The 17572-nt window shown below is 39.4% G+C and carries 14 protein-coding genes and 5 tRNA genes; 16 read left to right on the top strand and 3 right to left on the bottom strand.

Annotated elements, in window-relative coordinates:
* Positions 1 to 2: 2 nt before the first annotated feature.
* From BMZ41_RS09865 to BMZ41_RS09885, 5 genes are all read left to right on the top strand, one after another.
* Positions 3 to 76, top strand: a tRNA-Asp gene (locus BMZ41_RS09865).
* Positions 77 to 100: 24 nt separating this feature from the next.
* A tRNA-Val gene (locus BMZ41_RS09870) sits at positions 101 to 173 on the top strand.
* Positions 174 to 202: 29 nt separating this feature from the next.
* A tRNA-Tyr gene (locus BMZ41_RS09875) sits at positions 203 to 284 on the top strand.
* 13 nt (positions 285 to 297) lie between these two features.
* A tRNA-Met gene (locus BMZ41_RS09880) sits at positions 298 to 371 on the top strand.
* Between the two features lie 6 nt (positions 372 to 377).
* Positions 378 to 450 (top strand) — tRNA-Phe (locus BMZ41_RS09885).
* Between the two features lie 87 nt (positions 451 to 537).
* Here BMZ41_RS09885 and BMZ41_RS09890 read toward each other — a convergent pair.
* On the bottom strand, positions 538 to 1533 hold the full coding sequence (locus tag BMZ41_RS09890) for a zinc dependent phospholipase C family protein (RefSeq protein ID WP_090529197.1): 996 nt from the start codon (positions 1531 to 1533) through the stop codon (positions 538 to 540).
* Positions 1534 to 1855: 322 nt separating this feature from the next.
* On the opposite strand from BMZ41_RS09890, the gene BMZ41_RS09895 reads away from it, so the two are divergent.
* Genes BMZ41_RS09895 through BMZ41_RS09905 form a run of 3 tightly spaced genes read left to right on the top strand, consistent with a single transcriptional unit; the run spans position 1856 to position 5103 of the window.
* Complete coding sequence (locus BMZ41_RS09895; RefSeq protein WP_090529200.1) at positions 1856 to 3280, top strand: ATP-binding protein; 1425 nt, start codon at positions 1856 to 1858, stop codon at positions 3278 to 3280.
* A gap of 57 nt (positions 3281 to 3337) precedes the next feature.
* Complete coding sequence (locus BMZ41_RS09900) at positions 3338 to 4165, top strand: transketolase (RefSeq protein ID WP_090529203.1); 828 nt, start codon at positions 3338 to 3340, stop codon at positions 4163 to 4165.
* Complete coding sequence (locus BMZ41_RS09905; protein WP_090529205.1) at positions 4165 to 5103, top strand: transketolase family protein; 939 nt, start codon at positions 4165 to 4167, stop codon at positions 5101 to 5103. The genes BMZ41_RS09900 and BMZ41_RS09905 overlap by 1 nt, the downstream gene beginning before the upstream one ends.
* A gap of 137 nt (positions 5104 to 5240) precedes the next feature.
* Here the strand turns inward: BMZ41_RS09905 and BMZ41_RS09910 are convergent, their stop codons facing one another.
* Entirely contained in the window at positions 5241 to 6275 is a 1035-nt protein-coding gene (locus tag BMZ41_RS09910) for an aldose epimerase family protein (RefSeq protein ID WP_242942047.1), read from the bottom strand.
* A 405-nt stretch (positions 6276 to 6680) separates the two neighbouring features.
* On the opposite strand from BMZ41_RS09910, the gene BMZ41_RS09915 reads away from it, so the two are divergent.
* Both BMZ41_RS09915 and BMZ41_RS09920 read left to right on the top strand, forming a co-directional pair.
* A complete protein-coding gene (locus tag BMZ41_RS09915) occupies positions 6681 to 8729 on the top strand; it encodes a transglycosylase domain-containing protein (protein ID WP_242942048.1) in 2049 nt (682 codons plus the stop codon).
* A gap of 30 nt (positions 8730 to 8759) precedes the next feature.
* Positions 8760 to 9698 carry an ROK family glucokinase gene (locus tag BMZ41_RS09920; protein WP_090529211.1) on the top strand — a complete coding sequence of 313 codons (939 nt, stop codon included), beginning with the start codon at positions 8760 to 8762 and terminating at the stop codon, positions 9696 to 9698.
* 60 nt (positions 9699 to 9758) lie between these two features.
* On the opposite strand, the gene BMZ41_RS09925 is transcribed toward BMZ41_RS09920, so the two are convergent.
* Entirely contained in the window at positions 9759 to 10319 is a 561-nt protein-coding gene (locus tag BMZ41_RS09925; RefSeq protein WP_028247491.1) for a TetR/AcrR family transcriptional regulator, read from the bottom strand.
* Between the two features lie 267 nt (positions 10320 to 10586).
* On the opposite strand from BMZ41_RS09925, the gene BMZ41_RS09930 reads away from it, so the two are divergent.
* The 6 genes from BMZ41_RS09930 to BMZ41_RS09955 all read left to right on the top strand — a co-directional run bounded on the left by BMZ41_RS09930 (position 10587) and on the right by BMZ41_RS09955 (position 17496).
* Positions 10587 to 11066, top strand: a complete 480-nt coding sequence (locus BMZ41_RS09930) for a MarR family winged helix-turn-helix transcriptional regulator (protein ID WP_090169724.1) — start codon at positions 10587 to 10589, stop codon at positions 11064 to 11066.
* A 3-nt stretch (positions 11067 to 11069) separates the two neighbouring features.
* On the top strand, positions 11070 to 12842 hold the full coding sequence (locus BMZ41_RS09935; RefSeq protein ID WP_090529214.1) for an ABC transporter ATP-binding protein: 1773 nt from the start codon (positions 11070 to 11072) through the stop codon (positions 12840 to 12842).
* The gene (locus BMZ41_RS09940; RefSeq protein ID WP_090529217.1) at positions 12835 to 14745 is read left to right on the top strand and encodes an ABC transporter ATP-binding protein; all 1911 of its coding nucleotides are present in this window, start codon (positions 12835 to 12837) and stop codon (positions 14743 to 14745) included. Before BMZ41_RS09935 ends, BMZ41_RS09940 begins: the two co-directional genes overlap by 8 nt.
* A gap of 219 nt (positions 14746 to 14964) precedes the next feature.
* A complete protein-coding gene (locus BMZ41_RS09945; RefSeq protein ID WP_242942050.1) occupies positions 14965 to 15345 on the top strand; it encodes a DUF5975 family protein in 381 nt (126 codons plus the stop codon).
* Between the two features lie 108 nt (positions 15346 to 15453).
* On the top strand, positions 15454 to 16758 hold the full coding sequence (locus BMZ41_RS09950; RefSeq protein ID WP_090169716.1) for a sensor histidine kinase: 1305 nt from the start codon (positions 15454 to 15456) through the stop codon (positions 16756 to 16758).
* Between the two features lie 18 nt (positions 16759 to 16776).
* Positions 16777 to 17496, top strand: coding sequence for a LytR/AlgR family response regulator transcription factor (locus BMZ41_RS09955; protein ID WP_090169713.1), 720 nt, complete (start codon positions 16777 to 16779; stop codon positions 17494 to 17496).
* The last annotated feature ends 76 nt before the right edge of the window (positions 17497 to 17572 follow it).

Consider the following 17572-nt stretch of genomic DNA (forward strand, 5'->3'; position numbering starts at 1 on the left):
ATGGCCTCATGGCTCAGTTGGTTAGAGCGCCGCCCTGTCACGGCGGAGGTCGAGGGTTCAAGTCCCTCTGGGGTCGTTTAATTCAATATTGTTTGAATGTGGGATCTTAGCTCAGCTGGGAGAGCATCTGCCTTACAAGCAGGGGGTCACAGGTTCGAGCCCTGTAGGTCCCATTCAATTGAATATATTTAGTTAATAACATGGGCGGTTTCCCGAGTGGCCAAAGGGGACAGACTGTAAATCTGCTGCAAATTGCTTCGGTGGTTCGAATCCACCACCGCCCATCTTTTTTAATATCGCGGGATGGAGCAGTCTGGAAGCTCGCCGGGCTCATAACCCGGAGGTCGGTGGTTCAAATCCATCTCCCGCAACTACGTGCCCAGATAGCTCAGTTGGTAGAGCAGAGGACTGAAAATCCTCGTGTCGTTGGTTCGATTCCGACTCTGGGCACTTTTATTTTACCCTTCAGTATTTCTACTGAAGGGTTTTTTCATATAAAAAGAAGATGCCTTTCGACATCTTCTGAGTCTAAATCTTCTATAAAGGAAGTCCAGTTAGGTAGCTAAAATCACTTAAGCTCATCAATAATAGATTTCTGTATCGTAGATAATTATTTGTTTCAGCGATTGAATCCAAGTCTAAACCAGAGAAATCAGTAATACCAACAGCCTTAGAGTATAAATCAATACACTCAATATAATTTGGCATAGCATGATTAAATAAATCTAAAAAACTTTCAGTTCTTTTCCTTCCAGGATTCCAAGGGTTATGCCATTCATTGTGCTCGAGATTACAAGGGTCTTGGTATTTGATAATGTTATCGCTTGGTATCATTGAAGATATAAAAGCGTACTTAAACAGTGTTTGTTCTATATGCCTTAAATTTCTTTTTTTATGTCCAGTAGGGTCATGCATTGCATGATTAAGATTAATAAATGATTTTATAGCATTCTTTATAGTGCCTAGACGTATACATTTATCGCCATAGGTGTTAATTAATGCCTTAAAAAGCAATTTAGCGATTACATCCTGTTCATGGGAAGTTGGGCGTACTGATGCTGCGTAATCGAAATCGGAAGGCTTTAATTTCTTGTAATGATCTAACAAAACATGGTCAATGTCTGTTTCTAATGATACATGCTTTCCAAAATCGTATTTTCCCCCACGTTTTAAATTATTTATGTGTTCGCTCTTACAATATATATATGGATGACATGCTACATCGAGAGAATAATGACCGATAAAGCCAAGAATGTAAGCATCGCAAATATTTCTATCGTGACTATCTTCTACAGCGTTTCTAGCGTCAAAAAGACGGTCAAAAAACAGCATAACATCAGAACGATGCATAACGTTACCTATATTTTGGCTGTAAAATAAATAGGCAGGGATATGATAGAAGAAAATGTCTGGACCCTGTAGGCCAAGATTAAACGTGGTTTGATGTGAATCTATTATCTTGCGAGTTTCAGCGAATTCTATAAAAGATAATGATTGTTCGCCAAAGGATAAATGTGCTATAAAACCAGGCATAGGCTAACCCTCTTTTACATATTATTGATATAATCTTGTAATTCCTTCTCTAGTATGATTATAGCATAATGAGTCTTTAGAACTGAGAAATAACTGTGTATTAAAATTTCTTTAAAATTTCACCCTTAAAGGTAAAAAAATGGAAAGAAGAGTTGCCTGAAAAGAGAGATAATGCTAAAGTAATAAAAGTAAATATGGTAAAATCTAAAATAGTTTAAACAAAACAAAAATAAATAGAGAAAATCGGTGATATTGCAGGAATAGTTGAAACGTGATACCATAGATTTGCATGTGCCAATAGGTACTGCAGAGGAGAGGTGTTATGTTTAAAGGAAGAACGAATGAAATTCAATTACTAAATGGTTTTTATGAAGGAGATACTGCAGAGGTTGCAGTAGTATCGGGTTCTATTGGTGTTGGCAAAACAGCGCTTTTACAGGAGTTCGCAAGTGACAAGGATGCCTTTTTCTTTGAGGCATACGAGACTACTGGAAAGCATCAGATGGAGCGATTGGCTCAGCTGATGGGCGTAGAATCACTTGATGCCGCATCATTCTGCGATGAGATTGCAAAGCGTGCTGAAAGCAGCAAGCAGCTCATTATTATCGATCAATATCCAAACTTTGTTAAGGCTGATCCTGAGTTTGATAAGGCTTTACATGAAGCAATTAAAGGCTCATGGAAGGATTTGCCAATCAAGTTGATACTTTGTTCAGATGCCTTTGTGCTCCTTGATAAATATGTAAAGGGAAAGAAAGCCATCTGGAGTAAGGATATTTCACTGGATTTAGAGGTAAAGCCTTTAGGTTTCTATGATTCATGCCTGTTCTTTGGTGATGCAAGTCCAAAGGAAGCAGCATATCTTTATGGCATCACAGGTGGAATTCCTCACAATCTTGCAAAGGTAGCAGCTCTTCTTGCCATAGAAGGCTTCGAGGGCTATGGTATTACTCCTATTACAGGAGATAATAAAGTTAAAGAGATTACTACCAGATTATTCCTGGATAAAAATATTGCACTCGGCCTTAATCCAGAAAAGATTATGGCTACAGAGCTTAGAGAGTTGGCATATTACAACTATATGCTTACTACATTGGCAAAGGGGCTCAACCGTGTAAATCAGATTTCTGCTGAGGTTGAGAAGCCAAAGGATGTGGTTGTACCATATCTTAATTCTCTGATGGCTATTGGTATCTGCACTAAGGATACAGCCATTACAGAGATTACTAATCGTAAGAAGACAAGATATTCAATAGTAAATACTAGCACCTTGTTCTGGTATAAGTTTATTGTTCCAAATTATGACGCCTATATATCAGGTGATGTTGAAGCTCTTTGGGGTAAAGTAGAAGCTTCGATGGATGAATATATGGAGACTGTATTCATCAAGATTTGTGGGGAATATCTTGCAGATCAAAGTGATAAAAATATGCTTCCATTCACTGTTGAGGAGATTGGAAACTGGTGGGTTAACGACGACGAGGCTGGCACTACAGATGGCTTTGACCTTGTTTCACTTGGAAAATGTGAAGGTAAATCTGCTACTATATTTGCTCAGTGCTACTACAATCATGAGCCTATTGAGGTAGCTCAGTTGAAATCTCTCATTGAGAAGACAAAGCAGCTTCACCGACAGGGGGATGCCTTCTATTTGGTATTCTCAAATGCAGGTTTCCATGAAAATGCTATCACCATTTCATCAGCTATTAAGAACATCATGCTAATCACACTTGATGAAATGAGATAAATAAGATAATTCATAGCCAATGTGGCATTGGATATTTAAGTAATTAGGAGGAGAAAAATGACAAATCAAGAGCTTAAGAAAACAGCGATTGAAGTCCGCAAAGGCATCATTGAAGGTGTTCATGCAGCTAAGGCTGGACATCCAGGCGGATCTTTATCAGCAACAGAGGTATTTACATACCTTTATTTTGAGGAGATGAATATCGACCCAAAGAATCCTAAGAAGGCAGATCGTGATAGATTTGTACTTTCAAAGGGTCACACAGCACCAGGTCTTTATTCTACACTTGCACAGAGAGGCTTTTTCCCAATTGAGGATTTAAAGACTCTCCGTAGCATCGGTTCACACCTTCAGGGACATCCATGTGTACAGCACACACCAGGTATTGATGCATCATCTGGTTCACTTGGACAGGGTATCTCTGTTGCAGTTGGTATGGCTCTTTCAGCTAAGCTTTCAAATGAGAACTATAGGGTATATACACTTCTTGGAGATGGTGAAATCCAGGAAGGTCAGGTATGGGAGGCTGCTATGTTCGCAGCTGCAAAGAAGCTTGATAACCTTTGCGTAATCGTTGATAATAATGGCCTCCAGATTGACGGACGTATCGAGGATGTAAACAGCCCATATCCAATCCCTGATAAGTTTAGAGCTTTCAACTTCCACGTAGTAGAAGTTGCTGATGGTAATGATTTTGACCAGCTTCGCGCTGCTTTCGCTGAGGCTAAGGCAACAAAGGGTCAGCCTACAGCAATCGTTATGAAGACAGTTAAGGGTAAGGGCATCTCATTCATGGAGAACCAGGTAGGATGGCATGGAAAGGCTCCTAACGATGAGGAATATGCAATTGCTATGGAAGAATTAAGGAAAGCAGGTGAAGAGTAATGGCAGAGGTTAAGAAAATCGCAACTCGTGAGAGCTACGGTAATGCTCTCGTTGCTTTAGGTGAGAAATATGATAATGTTGTAGTTTTAGATGCAGACCTTGCAGAGGCTACAAAGACTGGTATTTTTAAGAAGGCTTTCCCAGAGCGCCACATTGACTGCGGTATTGCAGAGTCAAACATGGTTGGTATCGCTGCTGGTATCGCTTCTACAGGAAAGGTTCCATTCTGCAGCTCATTCGCTATGTTTGCAGCTGGACGAGCTTTCGAGCAGGTTCGTAACTCAGTTGGCTACCCACACCTTAATGTAAAGATTGGTGCTACTCACGCTGGTATTTCAGTAGGTGAGGACGGTGCTTCACATCAGTGTAACGAGGATATCGCTCTTATGCGTACAATCCCAGGTATGACAATCATCAATCCTTCTGATGATGTTGAGGCTAAGGCTGCTGTAGAGGCTGCATACAAGATGGACGGCCCAGTTTACCTTAGATTTGGACGTCTTGCAGTACCTGTAATCAACGACAATGCTGATTACAAGTTTGAGATTGGTAAGGGTGTTGTTCTTAAGGAAGGTAAGGACCTTACAATCATCGCTACAGGACTTGAGGTTAATGAGTCTCTTGAAGCTGCTAAGAAGCTTGCTGAGGAAGGAATTGATGCTGAGGTTATCAACATCCACACAATCAAGCCTATAGATGCAGATCTTATCGTAAAGAGCGCATCAAAGACAGGCAAGGTTGTTACTGTTGAAGAGCATTCAGTTATCGGTGGTCTTGGTGGAGCAGTAGCAGAGGTTCTTTCAGAGAAGTGCCCTACAAAGATGCTTCGCATCGGTGTAAAGGATACTTTCGGAGAGTCAGGCCCAGCCGTTAAGCTTCTTGCTAAGTATGAGCTTGATGCAGAAGGAATCTACAAGCAGATTAAAGCATTTATATAGTCCGCTGGTTACACTCTCAAGCCTGAGTATTGCTCCGTCGCGAGATTGGCTCCTTGAGCAACACTCAGAGCTTGATAGTTACCAGCTCATTAAAATAAGGCAGTCCCTCTAATGGGGCTGCCTACTTTTTTATACGATTATACGAATTTGTAAATTGTTGTTGAGTGAGCCTTAACACCTGCTTTTGCGATTGGCTGTGGGAAAGAAGGTACATTGATTGCATTTGGGAAGAACTGAGACTCAAAGCAAACACCGTAGCGTTTGTCATATGGGAAATCACCCTTTCCAATGTGAGAAGAATCAAGGTAGTTACCAGCATAGAGCTGTACACCAGGTAAATCAGTGTAAACTTCCATCTTTCTGCCGCTCTCAGGATCTTCAAGTGTACAAGATGGCTTAGTAAGTGATGGATTATTTAAGCAGTAATTGTGGTCGAAACCGCCTGCCCACTTAAGCTGATCATAATCAGCGTCTGTATCCTTGCTAAGAGGCTTTGGAGTAGTGAAATCCATTGGAGTACCCTTAACATCACGGCATTCACCGTGTGGAATAGAAGCTTCATCAGTGTGAGTGTATTTGTCTGCATCTATCCAAACGATGTGATTCATAACAGAACCAGAGTCGTGACCATTCAAATTAAAGTAAGAATGGTTAGTTGGGTTGAAGATTGTATCAACATCTGAAACCCCTGAATAATCAAGGCGAATAGAGTTGTCATCGCCAAGTGTGTATGTGATAGTGATATCCATTTCTCCTGGGAACCCGCACTCGCCATCAACCTTGTGACAAGTGAAGGTAATGTGCTTATCATCAACAGATTCTACATCCCAGATGCGCTTGTGCATTGGGTTGAAGCCTGAGTGAAGGTTGTTCTTTCCATCATTAACATCAAGTTTGTACTCTACTCCGTTGAGAGTGAATTTTGCATCGCCGATACGGTTGCCGTTAGGGCAGATGCAGCAGCCGAAGCCAGGTCCATTTACAAAATAATCTTCAATCTTTTCATATCCAAGAACTACGTCTGAAAGAATGCCGTCCTTATCTGGAACCCAAAGCTCAAGTAAGTTACATCCAAAGTTCATGATTTTAGCCTGCATACCGTTCTCGTTAACAAGTGTGTAGGCAATAATGTCTTCGTTATTTTTGGTTTTGCCAAGTATTTCTTTTTCCACGATAAACCCTCCCTAAAATATTAGACTATGTTCTGCCCCAAAAATCATAAAAGTGGGACATTAAACCAAACTATCAATATGATAATTGTCTAAGCCAGTAAATACAAGGGATAAAGGGCAATTAATCAATCTTTATTAGGAAAGAAGTAAAAGATATGACATTTGAAATTTCTGTGAGCAATTAGTGAGGGTTTTGTGGGGCGTATTGTACAGAAAATGACAAATGCGTAAAATGAAGGTATGAGTGGAACTGCGCAGAAAATAAAGACCGTTGATCGAAAAATCATACGGTTAATTAAAGTTCAAATCGTATTACTACTCATATTCATGGCGGGAATATCATTCTACTATATGAGTGGTTATGCTTCCAAGGTCTCCAAACTTAAAACGGAGGCTTTTACTATCGTGCGTCATTCCAGCCTTTCTACCTTTAGACAAACAGAGACCAGCGAGGTCTATGCGGCTAACGGAACAAAAATATCGGTGCTTAAGGGTGAAAAGGATGTCTACTATCTCACTTTCGATCAAATCCCAACTTATGTAACTCAGGCAATTATTTCAATAGAAGATAAGAAGTTTTACCAGCATGCAGGCGTGGACTACAAGGCTATTGTAAGAGCGCTGGTTGCTACCATGCGTGATAAGGAGATTACACAGGGTGGTAGTACTATCACTCAGCAGTTGGCGCGAACCATCTTCCTTACCAGCGAGAAAACATGGCAGAGAAAGGTGGAGGAGATTTATATCGCCTCAGAGCTGGAGAAGAAGTATTCCAAGGATCAGATTCTGGAATTCTACCTAAATAATGTATATTTTGCTAATGGATATTATGGCATTCAGGCTGCAGCAAAGGGATATTTTAGCAAGGATATTGGTGACCTTACCTTGTCAGAGATATGCTATTTGCTTGCGATTCCAAATAGTCCAACTTACTACGACCCACTGGTTAATCCTGCGAATACCATTACAAGAAGAAACCTGATTTTAAAGGCCATGTACGATGATGGTGTGATTGGGGATAAGACCTATCAGGGCGCATTAAACGAGGAGATTCTTCTGAACAGAACTGTTAATACAAAGAATAATTATGTGGAGACCTATGTATATTATTGTGCAACAAGGGCTTTGATGGAGCTTGATGGTTTTGAATTTAAGACAGATTTTACAACTACTGAAGGACAGAAATCTTATGATAAGGCGTATGAAGAAGCATATAACCAATGGAATAAGAGTCTTTTTACCTCGGGCTATAGGATTTATACAAGCATAGATTTAAATATGCAAAATCAGCTTCAGGAAGCAATCGATAACAATCTCGAGAGCTTCACAGATACAAACGAAGAGGGCATATATGCGCTTCAGGCTGCAGCAGTATGTATAGATAACAAAACAGGAATGACTAAAGCTATTGTAGGTGGCCGTAGTCAGGAGGTTACAGGCTACACTCTTAATAGAGCCTATCAAAGCTACAGACAGCCAGGTAGCTCTATTAAGCCTTTGATTGTGTATACGCCTGCACTTGAGCGAGAGTACACACCAGACACAATCGTAGTTGATGAAGTGATTGAGGATGGTCCTGAGAATGCAGGTGGAACTTATTCAGGAGAGATGACGTTGCGTCAGGCAGTGGCCGTATCTAAGAATACAATCGCATGGAAAATATATGAGGAGCTTACACCTCAGGTAGGTATTGGATACCTGAAAAAGCTTGGATTTTCTAAGATTGAAAAGGATGATTATGGCATGGCAGCATGTCTGGGTGGACTTACTGTGGGAGTGAGTCCTCTGGAGATGGCGAAGGGCTATGAGACTATCTACAATGATGGATATATGCGAAATCCAACCTGTATCACAAAGATTACCGATTCTAAGGGAAATGTCATATATGAGACAGGCGAGGAGGAAATTGAAGTTTATAAAGAAAATGCTGCACGAACAATGACAGATATGCTACAATCGGTAGTGACTGACGGTACGGCAAAGGGTATTGACCTTGGGGACATGCCTGTTGCGGGGAAGACAGGTACCACCAATAGCAATCGAGACGGATGGTTTGTGGGATATACCGACTACTACACCACAAGCGTATGGGTGGGATATGACATTCCTAAAGCGGTTCCTGGATTAAAGGGATCTACCTATCCTGCGAAGATTTGGAATGAGTTCATGGCACAGATTCATGAAGGGCTCACTCCAATAGCCTTCAAAAAGCCAGTAGAATTTATTGGTACTGAAGAACAGCAGGCGGAAATGGAGAACCCTGAAGATATGGAAGACGTTGAAGACGAGGAGCAATATGGTGTCTTTGATGAAGAGAATCCTGAGGGAGTGGAGCAACAGCAAGAGCAGCCAGCCTACAGAATCATCACACAGACCTTCGAAGGTACGGAGATTCCTGCTGGTGCAATACCTGATAATGCTACAGATATAGAGATTACCACGGTAACCGATTAATATAGTTATACGAAAGGGAGAAAAGAAGTAATGGCAAAGTATGGATTTGGCCTTGATTTGGGCGGAACAACATGCAAATGTGGTTTGTTTACTACAGAAGGAGAATTAGTTGAGAAATGGGAGGTTCCTACAGACACAACAAATGGTGGTGTTAACATCTTAAAGAACCTTGCACAGGCAGTTACTAACAAAATGGAAGAAAAGAATATAGCTGCTGATGATATTTCAGGTGTTGGTATCGGTATTCCAGGACCTGTTTCTAAGGATGGCGTTGTAAATCGTTGCGTTAACCTTGGATGGGGCGTATTCAATGTAGAGCAGGAGTTTTCAGAGTGCCTTGGTGGTCTTAAGGTTAAGGCTGGTAACGACGCAAATGTTGCAGCACTTGGCGAGGCATGGATGGGTGCAGCTAAGGAATATTCTAGCTCAGTAATGGTTACTCTTGGTACAGGTGTAGGTGGTGGTGTTATCATCAATGATGATATTATCAGCGGTGCAGCAGGTGCAGCAGGAGAAATTGGACATATTCGTGTAAACTACAACGAAGAGAATGCTTGCGGATGTGGAAATCACGGATGTCTTGAGCAGTATTGCTCAGCTACAGGTATTGCTCGTCTTGCAAAGATTCGTCTTGCACAGAATGAGGATGCAAGCTCACTTAGAAATGTAGAGACTCTTGACGCTAAGGCTGTATTTGACGAGGCTAAGAAGGGTGACATTGTTGCTAAGGAAGTTGTTAAGAGAGCATGCGAGTACCTTGCACAGGGATTAGAGGTTATTTCTTGTGTAGTAAACCCAGAGGCATTCGTTATCGGCGGCGGTGTTTCTAAAGCTGGCCAGTATCTTATCGATGAAGTTGAGTATAGATTCAACGAAATCGCATTCCATGGCTGCAAGAACACAAAGATTACACTTGCTACACTTGGAAACGATGCAGGTATCTATGGAGCTATGAAGCTTATCCTTTAATATTAAATTTAGATAAAAAAATGGCCCGGATTATCCGGGCCACTTTTTTGTGTTCTGAATTTACTTCTTTCTAATAATTCCAGCATATCCATTCTCAACAATCTTACTAGCCTGTGCTGTAAGAACATCAAATGGAATCTGCTTGCCACTCTTAAGCCAATCTCTATAAATGAAGGTAATAGAGATGGTGTATGAACGTACGATTGAAGGATATTCTGTACGCTCGAAGAATCTTGAGAATGGTACGCTTCGAAGAACACCCTCTGTAACAGACTCATAGAAGAATGAGTAGTGTTCATCGCAAAGAAGCTTCTGCTGTACTTCATTACATGACTCCAGGTATAAATAGAAGTTTGTAATACATCCAGCCAGATCAAATGCTTCTGCATTAGAGCCGATATGATCGAGAATGTCAGCCACAATCTCTTCTTCAATCTCAGCTACGAAATCATCAAGTGATGAAAAGTGCAAATAGAAGGTCTTTCTATTAATGCCAGCTCTTTCTGTAAGTTCAGTAATAGAGATCTCATTATAATTCTTCTCTAAAACGAGCTCGAAGAATGCACGTCTGATAGAATTGATAGTTCTTCTAACTCTTAAATCCTTACTTCTTTCTCTCATATTTGTACTCCTTATTTACTATTTATCCCCTCGAAACACATATATATGAAGTAAGCACATGATGTCGTCTAAAACCCATAATAAGTGAACTATTTCTTTTCTTAGTTCACTGTCTACTATACCACGTGAAAAGGCTCTCGGGGAATTTTTAATAGATTTTTTATAAATTGTTTGTTGAATGAACACATTTTAGAGTGTATAATGTGAATTAGTTCGGAGTCGGACTATACGGATTCGAACTAAATTCAGGGGAAAGGGGTATAAATTATGCTTGCTGATTTTGATAGCAGACGACATTTGGGTTTTATGTTTGATTGCACATCACGAGAAATTAGAAAAGCTGTAAACCGAGGAGTTATCGAGATAGATGCAGAAAACTGCAACGTCAAGAACGGTTGGTTGTTAGGTTTTTTAGAGCGTCAGACTGAGCCAGTTTATCAAAAAGACCTGGAAAAGATATTTCACTTTCCAAAGTCTACTCTTGCAGATATGATTCAGAGTCTGGAAAAGAGTGGGTATATTGCCAAGGTACCTGTTGATGGTGATGGCAGAAAAAAGCAAATCATTGTCACTGAGGCGGGGAAAAGGTTTAATGACCTTGCTGAATCTCAGATATTGGCAGTTGATGATTATATTACAAGCGACATTCCACCAGAGCAGATAGAGATTGTGGTGGAGGTCCTTGAAAAAATGAGAAAAAACGCTATGGATTACAAATCCTACGTTGAAGAAAAGAAGGAGGATTAGATTTTGGTCAAAAGAATATTGCAGGAAATTAAAGAGTACAAGCTAGCGGCTATTATGACTCCTGTCTTTATGGTTCTTGAGGTTGCTATGGAAATGCTTATACCACTTCTTATTGCAGATCTTGTTGATAAGGGTGTTGAAAAAGGTAACCTTACAGAAATATATAGCATTGGAGGCCAGATGCTGGTATGTGCCGTAATAGGATTGTTCGGTGGTATTATGGGTGCAATCTTAGGAAGTAAGGCATCAGCCGGTTTGGCAAAGAACCTTCGTAAGAAGATGTTTGAGAACATTCAGACCTTCTCATTTGAGAATATCGATAAGTTCTCTACAGCAGGTCTTGTAACAAGACTTACAACAGATGTAACAAACGTGCAGAATGCGTTTATCATGATTCTTCGAATGGGCTTTAGAGCACCTGTTACAGTAGCAGTTGCCATGATTCTTTCATTCAGAATCAACGTGCGTTTAGCTTCTATATATTTGGTTGCCATGATTGTATTACTTTCGGTTATGAGCTTCGTAATGGCAAAGGCACGTCCATTATTTGTTACCTTATTTAAGAAGTATGATGCCTTAAATGCGTCAGTACAGGAAAACATCACTGGTATGCGTGTTGTTAAGGCATATGTACGTGAGCAGTTTGAGAAGAAGAAATTTACAGAGGGCAGCCACGGTATTTACAAGGCAGCAACTTCAGCTGAGAAGATGGTAGCTTTCACAATGCCATTTATGAATGTAGTGGTTTATACATGTATCATTCTTATCAGCTGGTTTGGTGCGAAGTTTATAGTATTAGATGGCACACTTACAACTGGTGAGCTTCTCTCACTTTTCAGCTACTGTATGAACATTCTTTTCTCACTTATGTTCTTTGCTATGATTTTCATTATGATAACAATGTCAATTGCCAGCATGCAGCGTATATATGAGGTACTTGAAGAGAAGAGTACAATCACAAATCCTGAGAACCCAGTTTATGAGGTAAAGGATGGCTCTATCAAGTTTAAGGATGTAGTTTTCGGTTACAACAAGACCGCAGAACGTCCAGTATTAGACCATGTAAATCTTGAGATTAGTTCAGGTGAAACAATCGGTGTTCTTGGTGGAACAGGTTCTGCAAAATCTACCCTTGTTTCAATGATTTCTCGTCTTTATGACGTAAACGAGGGCGAGGTTCTTGTTGGTGGTAGAAACGTAAAAGAATATGATGTGGAGACAATCAGAAATGAGGTTTCTGTGGTTCTTCAGAACAATGTTCTTTTCTCTGGAACTATTGCTGAGAACCTTCGCTGGGGTGATAAGAACGCTACAGATGAAGAAGTAAAGCACGCAGCTAAGCTTGCCTGCGCAGACGAGTTCATCGAGAAGTTCCCAGATGGTTACAACACACACATCGAGCAGGGTGGTACAAATGTATCCGGTGGACAGCGTCAGAGACTTTGTATTGCCAGAGCTCTTCTTAAGAAGCCAAAGATTCTTATTCTTGATGATTCAACCTCAGCTGTAGATACAGCTACTGATGCAAAGATTAGAAAGGCTTTCCGTGAGGAGATTCCAAACACAACAAAGCTTATCATTGCTCAGAGAATCAATTCAGTTATGGATGCAGACAGAATCATTGTTATGGATGACGGAAGAATTGATGATTTTGGTACACATGATGAATTGTTAGCAAGAAATCAGATTTACCGTGAGATTTTCGAGCAGCAGACAGGTGCTGGAAGCGGTGATTTCGATAAAGTAGACGAGGAAGGAGGTAAGGACAATGCCTAGAGGACCACAACCAGGAGCAGTTCCTAAACTGACAGCAGAGCAGAAGGCTAAAAGAAGAGGCGTCCTTGGCCGCCTGTTTAAATACATCGGAGCCAATTACTGGCTTCATCTGATAGTTGTAGTTACAGGAATTTTTACTGCGGTTATTTGCAACGCAAAGGGAACTGCCTTTATGCAGACTCTTATTGATTCCTATATCGTGCCAATGCTCAAGTCTGGAAGCACAGATTTTGGACCACTTGCAGCAGCTATTAAAGAGCTTATTGCTTACTATACAATCGGTGCAATAGCTACCTTTGTTTACAACTACGTAATGATTTTCGTAGGTCAGGGTACACTTCGTTCCCTTAGAGATGACATGTTTGAGAAGATGGAGGATTTGCCAATTCGCTACTTCGATACACACCCACATGGTGATGTAATGTCAATCTACACCAACGATATTGATACAATGCGCCAGATGATTTCACAGAGTTTCCCACAGATTCTCAACAGTGCAATCACTATCGTAACTGTATTCACATATATGGTGCTTACATCTTGGCCACTTACAGTCGTAACTATCGTTATGATTGCCCTTATTACCTTTACAACAGCAGCTGTAGCTGGTCGTTCTGGTAGCTATTTCAGAAAGCAGCAGAAGGCTCTTGGTGCAGTAAATGGTAATATCGAAGAGATTATGAATGGTCAGAAGGTTGTAAAGGTATTCTGCCATGAAGAAGAAGTAATGGAGAAGTTCAACGAGCTTAATGAAGAACTTTACGACAATGCATACAAAGCAAATCGCCTTGCAAACTGTATCGGCCCTGTAAACATGCAGATGGGTAATATCAGTTACCTTGCTTGTGCCGTAGTAGGTGGTGTGCTTGCTATAAATGGTTGGACAGGACTTACACTTGGTGGTCTTGCAGCATTCCTTCAGTTTAACAGAGCCTTCAATATGCCTGTAAATCAGATTTCACAGCAGTTTCAGTCTATCGTACTTGCTATGGCTGGTGCTGAGCGTGTATTTGAGGTTATCGATGAGGAGCCAGAGGCAGATGATGGCTATGTAATGCTTGTAAACGCCAAGGAAGTAAACGGAGAAATCGTAGAATGTGAAGAGCGTACAGGTATGTGGGCTTGGAAGCATTATCACAAAGCTGAGGGCACAACAACATACGTTAAGCTCACTGGTGACATAGTATTCGACGATGTTGACTTTAGTTACAACCCAGACAAGCCAGTACTTCACAACATCAAGCTTTTTGCTACTCCAGGTCAGAAAATTGCCTTTGTTGGTGCTACTGGAGCAGGTAAGACTACAATCACAAATCTTATTAGTAGATTCTATGATATCGCTGATGGTAAGATTCGTTACGATGGAATCAATATTAATAAGATTAAGAAGGCTGATTTGCGTAAGTCACTTGGTATTGTACTTCAGGATACTCACCTTTTTACAGGTACTATTGCAGACAATATCCGATACGGTAAGCTGGATGCTACAGAAGAAGAGGTTATTGCAGCAGCTAAGCTTGCTAACGCAGATAGCTTCATCCGTAGATTGCCACAGGGTTACGACACCGTAATCAAGGGTGATGGTGGAAACCTTTCACAGGGTCAGAGACAGCTTCTTGCTATTGCTCGAGCTGCTATCGCAGATCCTCCAGTACTTATTCTTGATGAGGCTACATCTTCTATCGATACACGTACAGAGAAGATTGTACAGGATGGTATGGATAAGCTGATGCACGGACGTACAACCTTTGTTATCGCTCACAGACTTTCTACTATCCGCAATTCGGACTGCATCATGGTTCTTGACCAGGGTAGAATCATCGAGCGCGGAAGTCATGATGAGCTCATTGGCGAAGGCGGAAAGTATTATCAACTCTATACTGGAAAGATTCAAAATGCATAAATTGGATGGCACTGCAAATTTGCAGTGCCATTTTTTCCATTCACTCCCGAAATCATACCATTCACTCTGAAAATAAAAAAAAGAAATATATTTGTATATTATATACACATAAGGCAAGGACATAAGAAACTAAATGAAAGGAGGACACGACATATGCCAGTTTGGTTGGGTGGAAAAGGTGGCGGTGGTCACTAATAAAATGATAGGAGGTATTATAAAATTTTAGTATTAGAGCACGAAGAGCTAGTTTTTAATTATTCGAATAAAAAAGTATGTGAACGAAAAGAATTATTCGAGGAATTTCTTGATAAAGAGAAAAATTATGATGGCAATATCGTGGTTAAATTTAAAGATGAAATTTGTGAAATATATGAAAAAATAGATACAAAAGAAGCTTTAAATAAACTTACGGTATGGCCATCCTTCAGAGTTAGACTAGAGACTTCAAAGGAAGAGTTACAGAAAAATTTAAAAGAAATCGATGAATTTCTTTTAGGTAAGTATAAAGAGTTGTCAAAGAGCAAATATTGCTTAATTCGATTAATGAATTTAGAGGAAGATTACCTCATAACTGACGTTTATATAAGAGGAACCATGTAAAGCTGAAATCGCAACGATTTCAGCTTTTTTTATTTAAAAATTACGAAAATTGTTATACAATAATTACCAAGATTTTAAAAATGTTACATCAGGTTGATTGGGAGAAAAATGACACACTTAGTAGGAATCATAATAATTATTATTTGGAGTTTATTGGAGCTTTGTAATGTAAATATATTAGTAAAGCATTTCCTAAATATAGCACCTAAAAAGTTTAGAATATGGGATTTTGCAGCTAAGTTACTGGTATATCTATTAATATTGGTTGGGTATATGTATGTGGTGGTAGAAGACAGTAGTTCAATGGTAGCAGCTATGTTTTTTACTGTTCTTGTATTCTTTAAATCGGGAGTTCTTCTCAGTTCTTTTTACGACCTGAAACCTAAAAATTTAACAATTATTGCTTTCTTTGTAGAGTTGACTTCTTTTATTGGTTATAACATTTCATTAATATTTGACAGAGTGTGGACAATTCCATATGAATATAGTCATTTAACGGAAATAATTGGCGCAGTATTTTTTTTGATAGTTTCTTTAATTCTGTTGATGCTTAGAAAGAGAAATATCTTTAAAATTTGGATAGCAGATTTGTCATCCATCGACCATATCCACTTAATTATTATCTTATTTACAATAGGTATATTGGAAGCTTTGATATTCAGATCTGATGAGTTTGAAACATTTATCAGAATAATAATGGGAATAGTGGTTGTTTCAACGGTTTTGCTGATTATAAAGGTAATAGTTATAACAGAGAAAAAGAATTTTCTTGAGGACATAAATTTTCTTCTTGAAGACCAGATGAAACAGACCACTGATTATTATAACGAACTTATCGAGAAGGATAATCAGACGAAGAAATTCAGACATGATATAAAGAATTTACTTATTGTTTTGCATGTAATGATAAACGAGGGTAAAAACGAAAAGGCATCTTCTTATATTGAAGAAATGCAGGAGATTTGTGCTCAGCTTAGACCAAAGTACGATACAGGAAATTTCATGGCTGATGCCATCTTAAGTGCCAAGGATACAAAGGCGGCACAGTACAACACTAATATTGTTTTTGAGGGCTTTATACCAGCGGAAAAAGTTAAGGATGTAGACATGGTTGTGGTGCTTTCCAACGTTTTGGACAACGCCATCGAAGCCTGTGAGAAGATTGATGGAGAAAAGACAATCCATATTAATTCTATATTAAAGAAGAAGATGTGGGTTTTATGCACAGATAATCCTAGTGGTGATGTATGTATCATAAACAGCAATAAGATTGCAACCACTAAGGAAGAGAAAACAATCCATGGCTTTGGATTACAGAATATTGAAAAAGTGGCGGAAAAATACAATGGAAATATGCAAATCAATTTTGATAATGGGCGCTTTAGTTCGAAGATAACATTCGTATTTGACTAGCAGGATGGGAGAATTATTATGATTAGAGTTGCAATATGTGATGATTCAGAATTCATGAGAAAAGAAACTGATAAGGCACTTTTTGATTATTGTATGGCAAAAGATGTGGACTACACTGCCAAGCAGTTTGAAAGCGGTGAGAGTCTGCTAAAAGAAGTAACAGATTTTGATCTTATTTTTCTTGATTATCAATTTGAAAACAAAGGTAAGGATGGTATGAGCATTGCCAGAGAAATTCGAAAGATAAATTCCGAAGTTACCATAATATTCCTTAGTAGTTACACTAGTATAGTTTATGATACCTTTGAGGTTGCAGCCTTTAGATTTTTGGTGAAGCCAATTAACAAGGAAAAGCTGTATTCGGCAATGGATGATTACTATAACAGCTTGAACAGTGACAATACTCTTGCAATAAAGGCGGAGGGTGTTAACCATTACATTAAAGAAAATCAGATTTCCTTTGTAGAGGGAAATGGAAAAAAGAGTATTATTCATTGTATAAACAAGGATGATGCAATAGAATGCAACGAGACTTTGTCTGCAATAGAAGAGAGAGTTTCTCCAAAGTTTTTCTTTAGATGTCATAAATCATTTTTGGTAAATATGAAATACATAGATTCCTTTAGCCATACAGATGTGATTCTTCAGGACGGTGAATCTGTTATGATTAGCAGACAGAAGTATAAAACCTTCTGTGACGGATATTCAGATTATCTAGCAAGAACAAAGGGTTTTTAAATTTGTAATATGGAATAAAGTATAGAAAAGACATTGCGAAAGCAGTGTCTTTTTTTTATTAAAAAATTTTTTTGGT

Origin of the sequence: Pseudobutyrivibrio sp. UC1225 (assembly GCF_900115215.1) — a bacterium.
Classification (GTDB): domain Bacteria; phylum Bacillota; class Clostridia; order Lachnospirales; family Lachnospiraceae; genus Pseudobutyrivibrio.

What these genes read in the sequence shown, in the direction of transcription:
- BMZ41_RS09890 (WP_090529197.1), bottom strand. Translation starts at nt 1,533, where the DNA reads ATGCCTGGTTTTATAGCACATTTATCCTTTGGCGAACAATCATTATCT.
- BMZ41_RS09895 (WP_090529200.1), top strand. Translation starts at nt 1,856, where the DNA reads ATGTTTAAAGGAAGAACGAATGAAATTCAATTACTAAATGGTTTTTAT.
- BMZ41_RS09900 (WP_090529203.1), top strand. Translation starts at nt 3,338, where the DNA reads ATGACAAATCAAGAGCTTAAGAAAACAGCGATTGAAGTCCGCAAAGGC.
- BMZ41_RS09905 (WP_090529205.1), top strand. Translation starts at nt 4,165, where the DNA reads ATGGCAGAGGTTAAGAAAATCGCAACTCGTGAGAGCTACGGTAATGCT.
- BMZ41_RS09920 (WP_090529211.1), top strand. Translation starts at nt 8,760, where the DNA reads ATGGCAAAGTATGGATTTGGCCTTGATTTGGGCGGAACAACATGCAAA.
- BMZ41_RS09925 (WP_028247491.1), bottom strand. Translation starts at nt 10,319, where the DNA reads ATGAGAGAAAGAAGTAAGGATTTAAGAGTTAGAAGAACTATCAATTCT.
- BMZ41_RS09930 (WP_090169724.1), top strand. Translation starts at nt 10,587, where the DNA reads ATGCTTGCTGATTTTGATAGCAGACGACATTTGGGTTTTATGTTTGAT.
- BMZ41_RS09940 (WP_090529217.1), top strand. Translation starts at nt 12,835, where the DNA reads ATGCCTAGAGGACCACAACCAGGAGCAGTTCCTAAACTGACAGCAGAG.
- BMZ41_RS09950 (WP_090169716.1), top strand. Translation starts at nt 15,454, where the DNA reads ATGACACACTTAGTAGGAATCATAATAATTATTATTTGGAGTTTATTG.
- BMZ41_RS09955 (WP_090169713.1), top strand. Translation starts at nt 16,777, where the DNA reads ATGATTAGAGTTGCAATATGTGATGATTCAGAATTCATGAGAAAAGAA.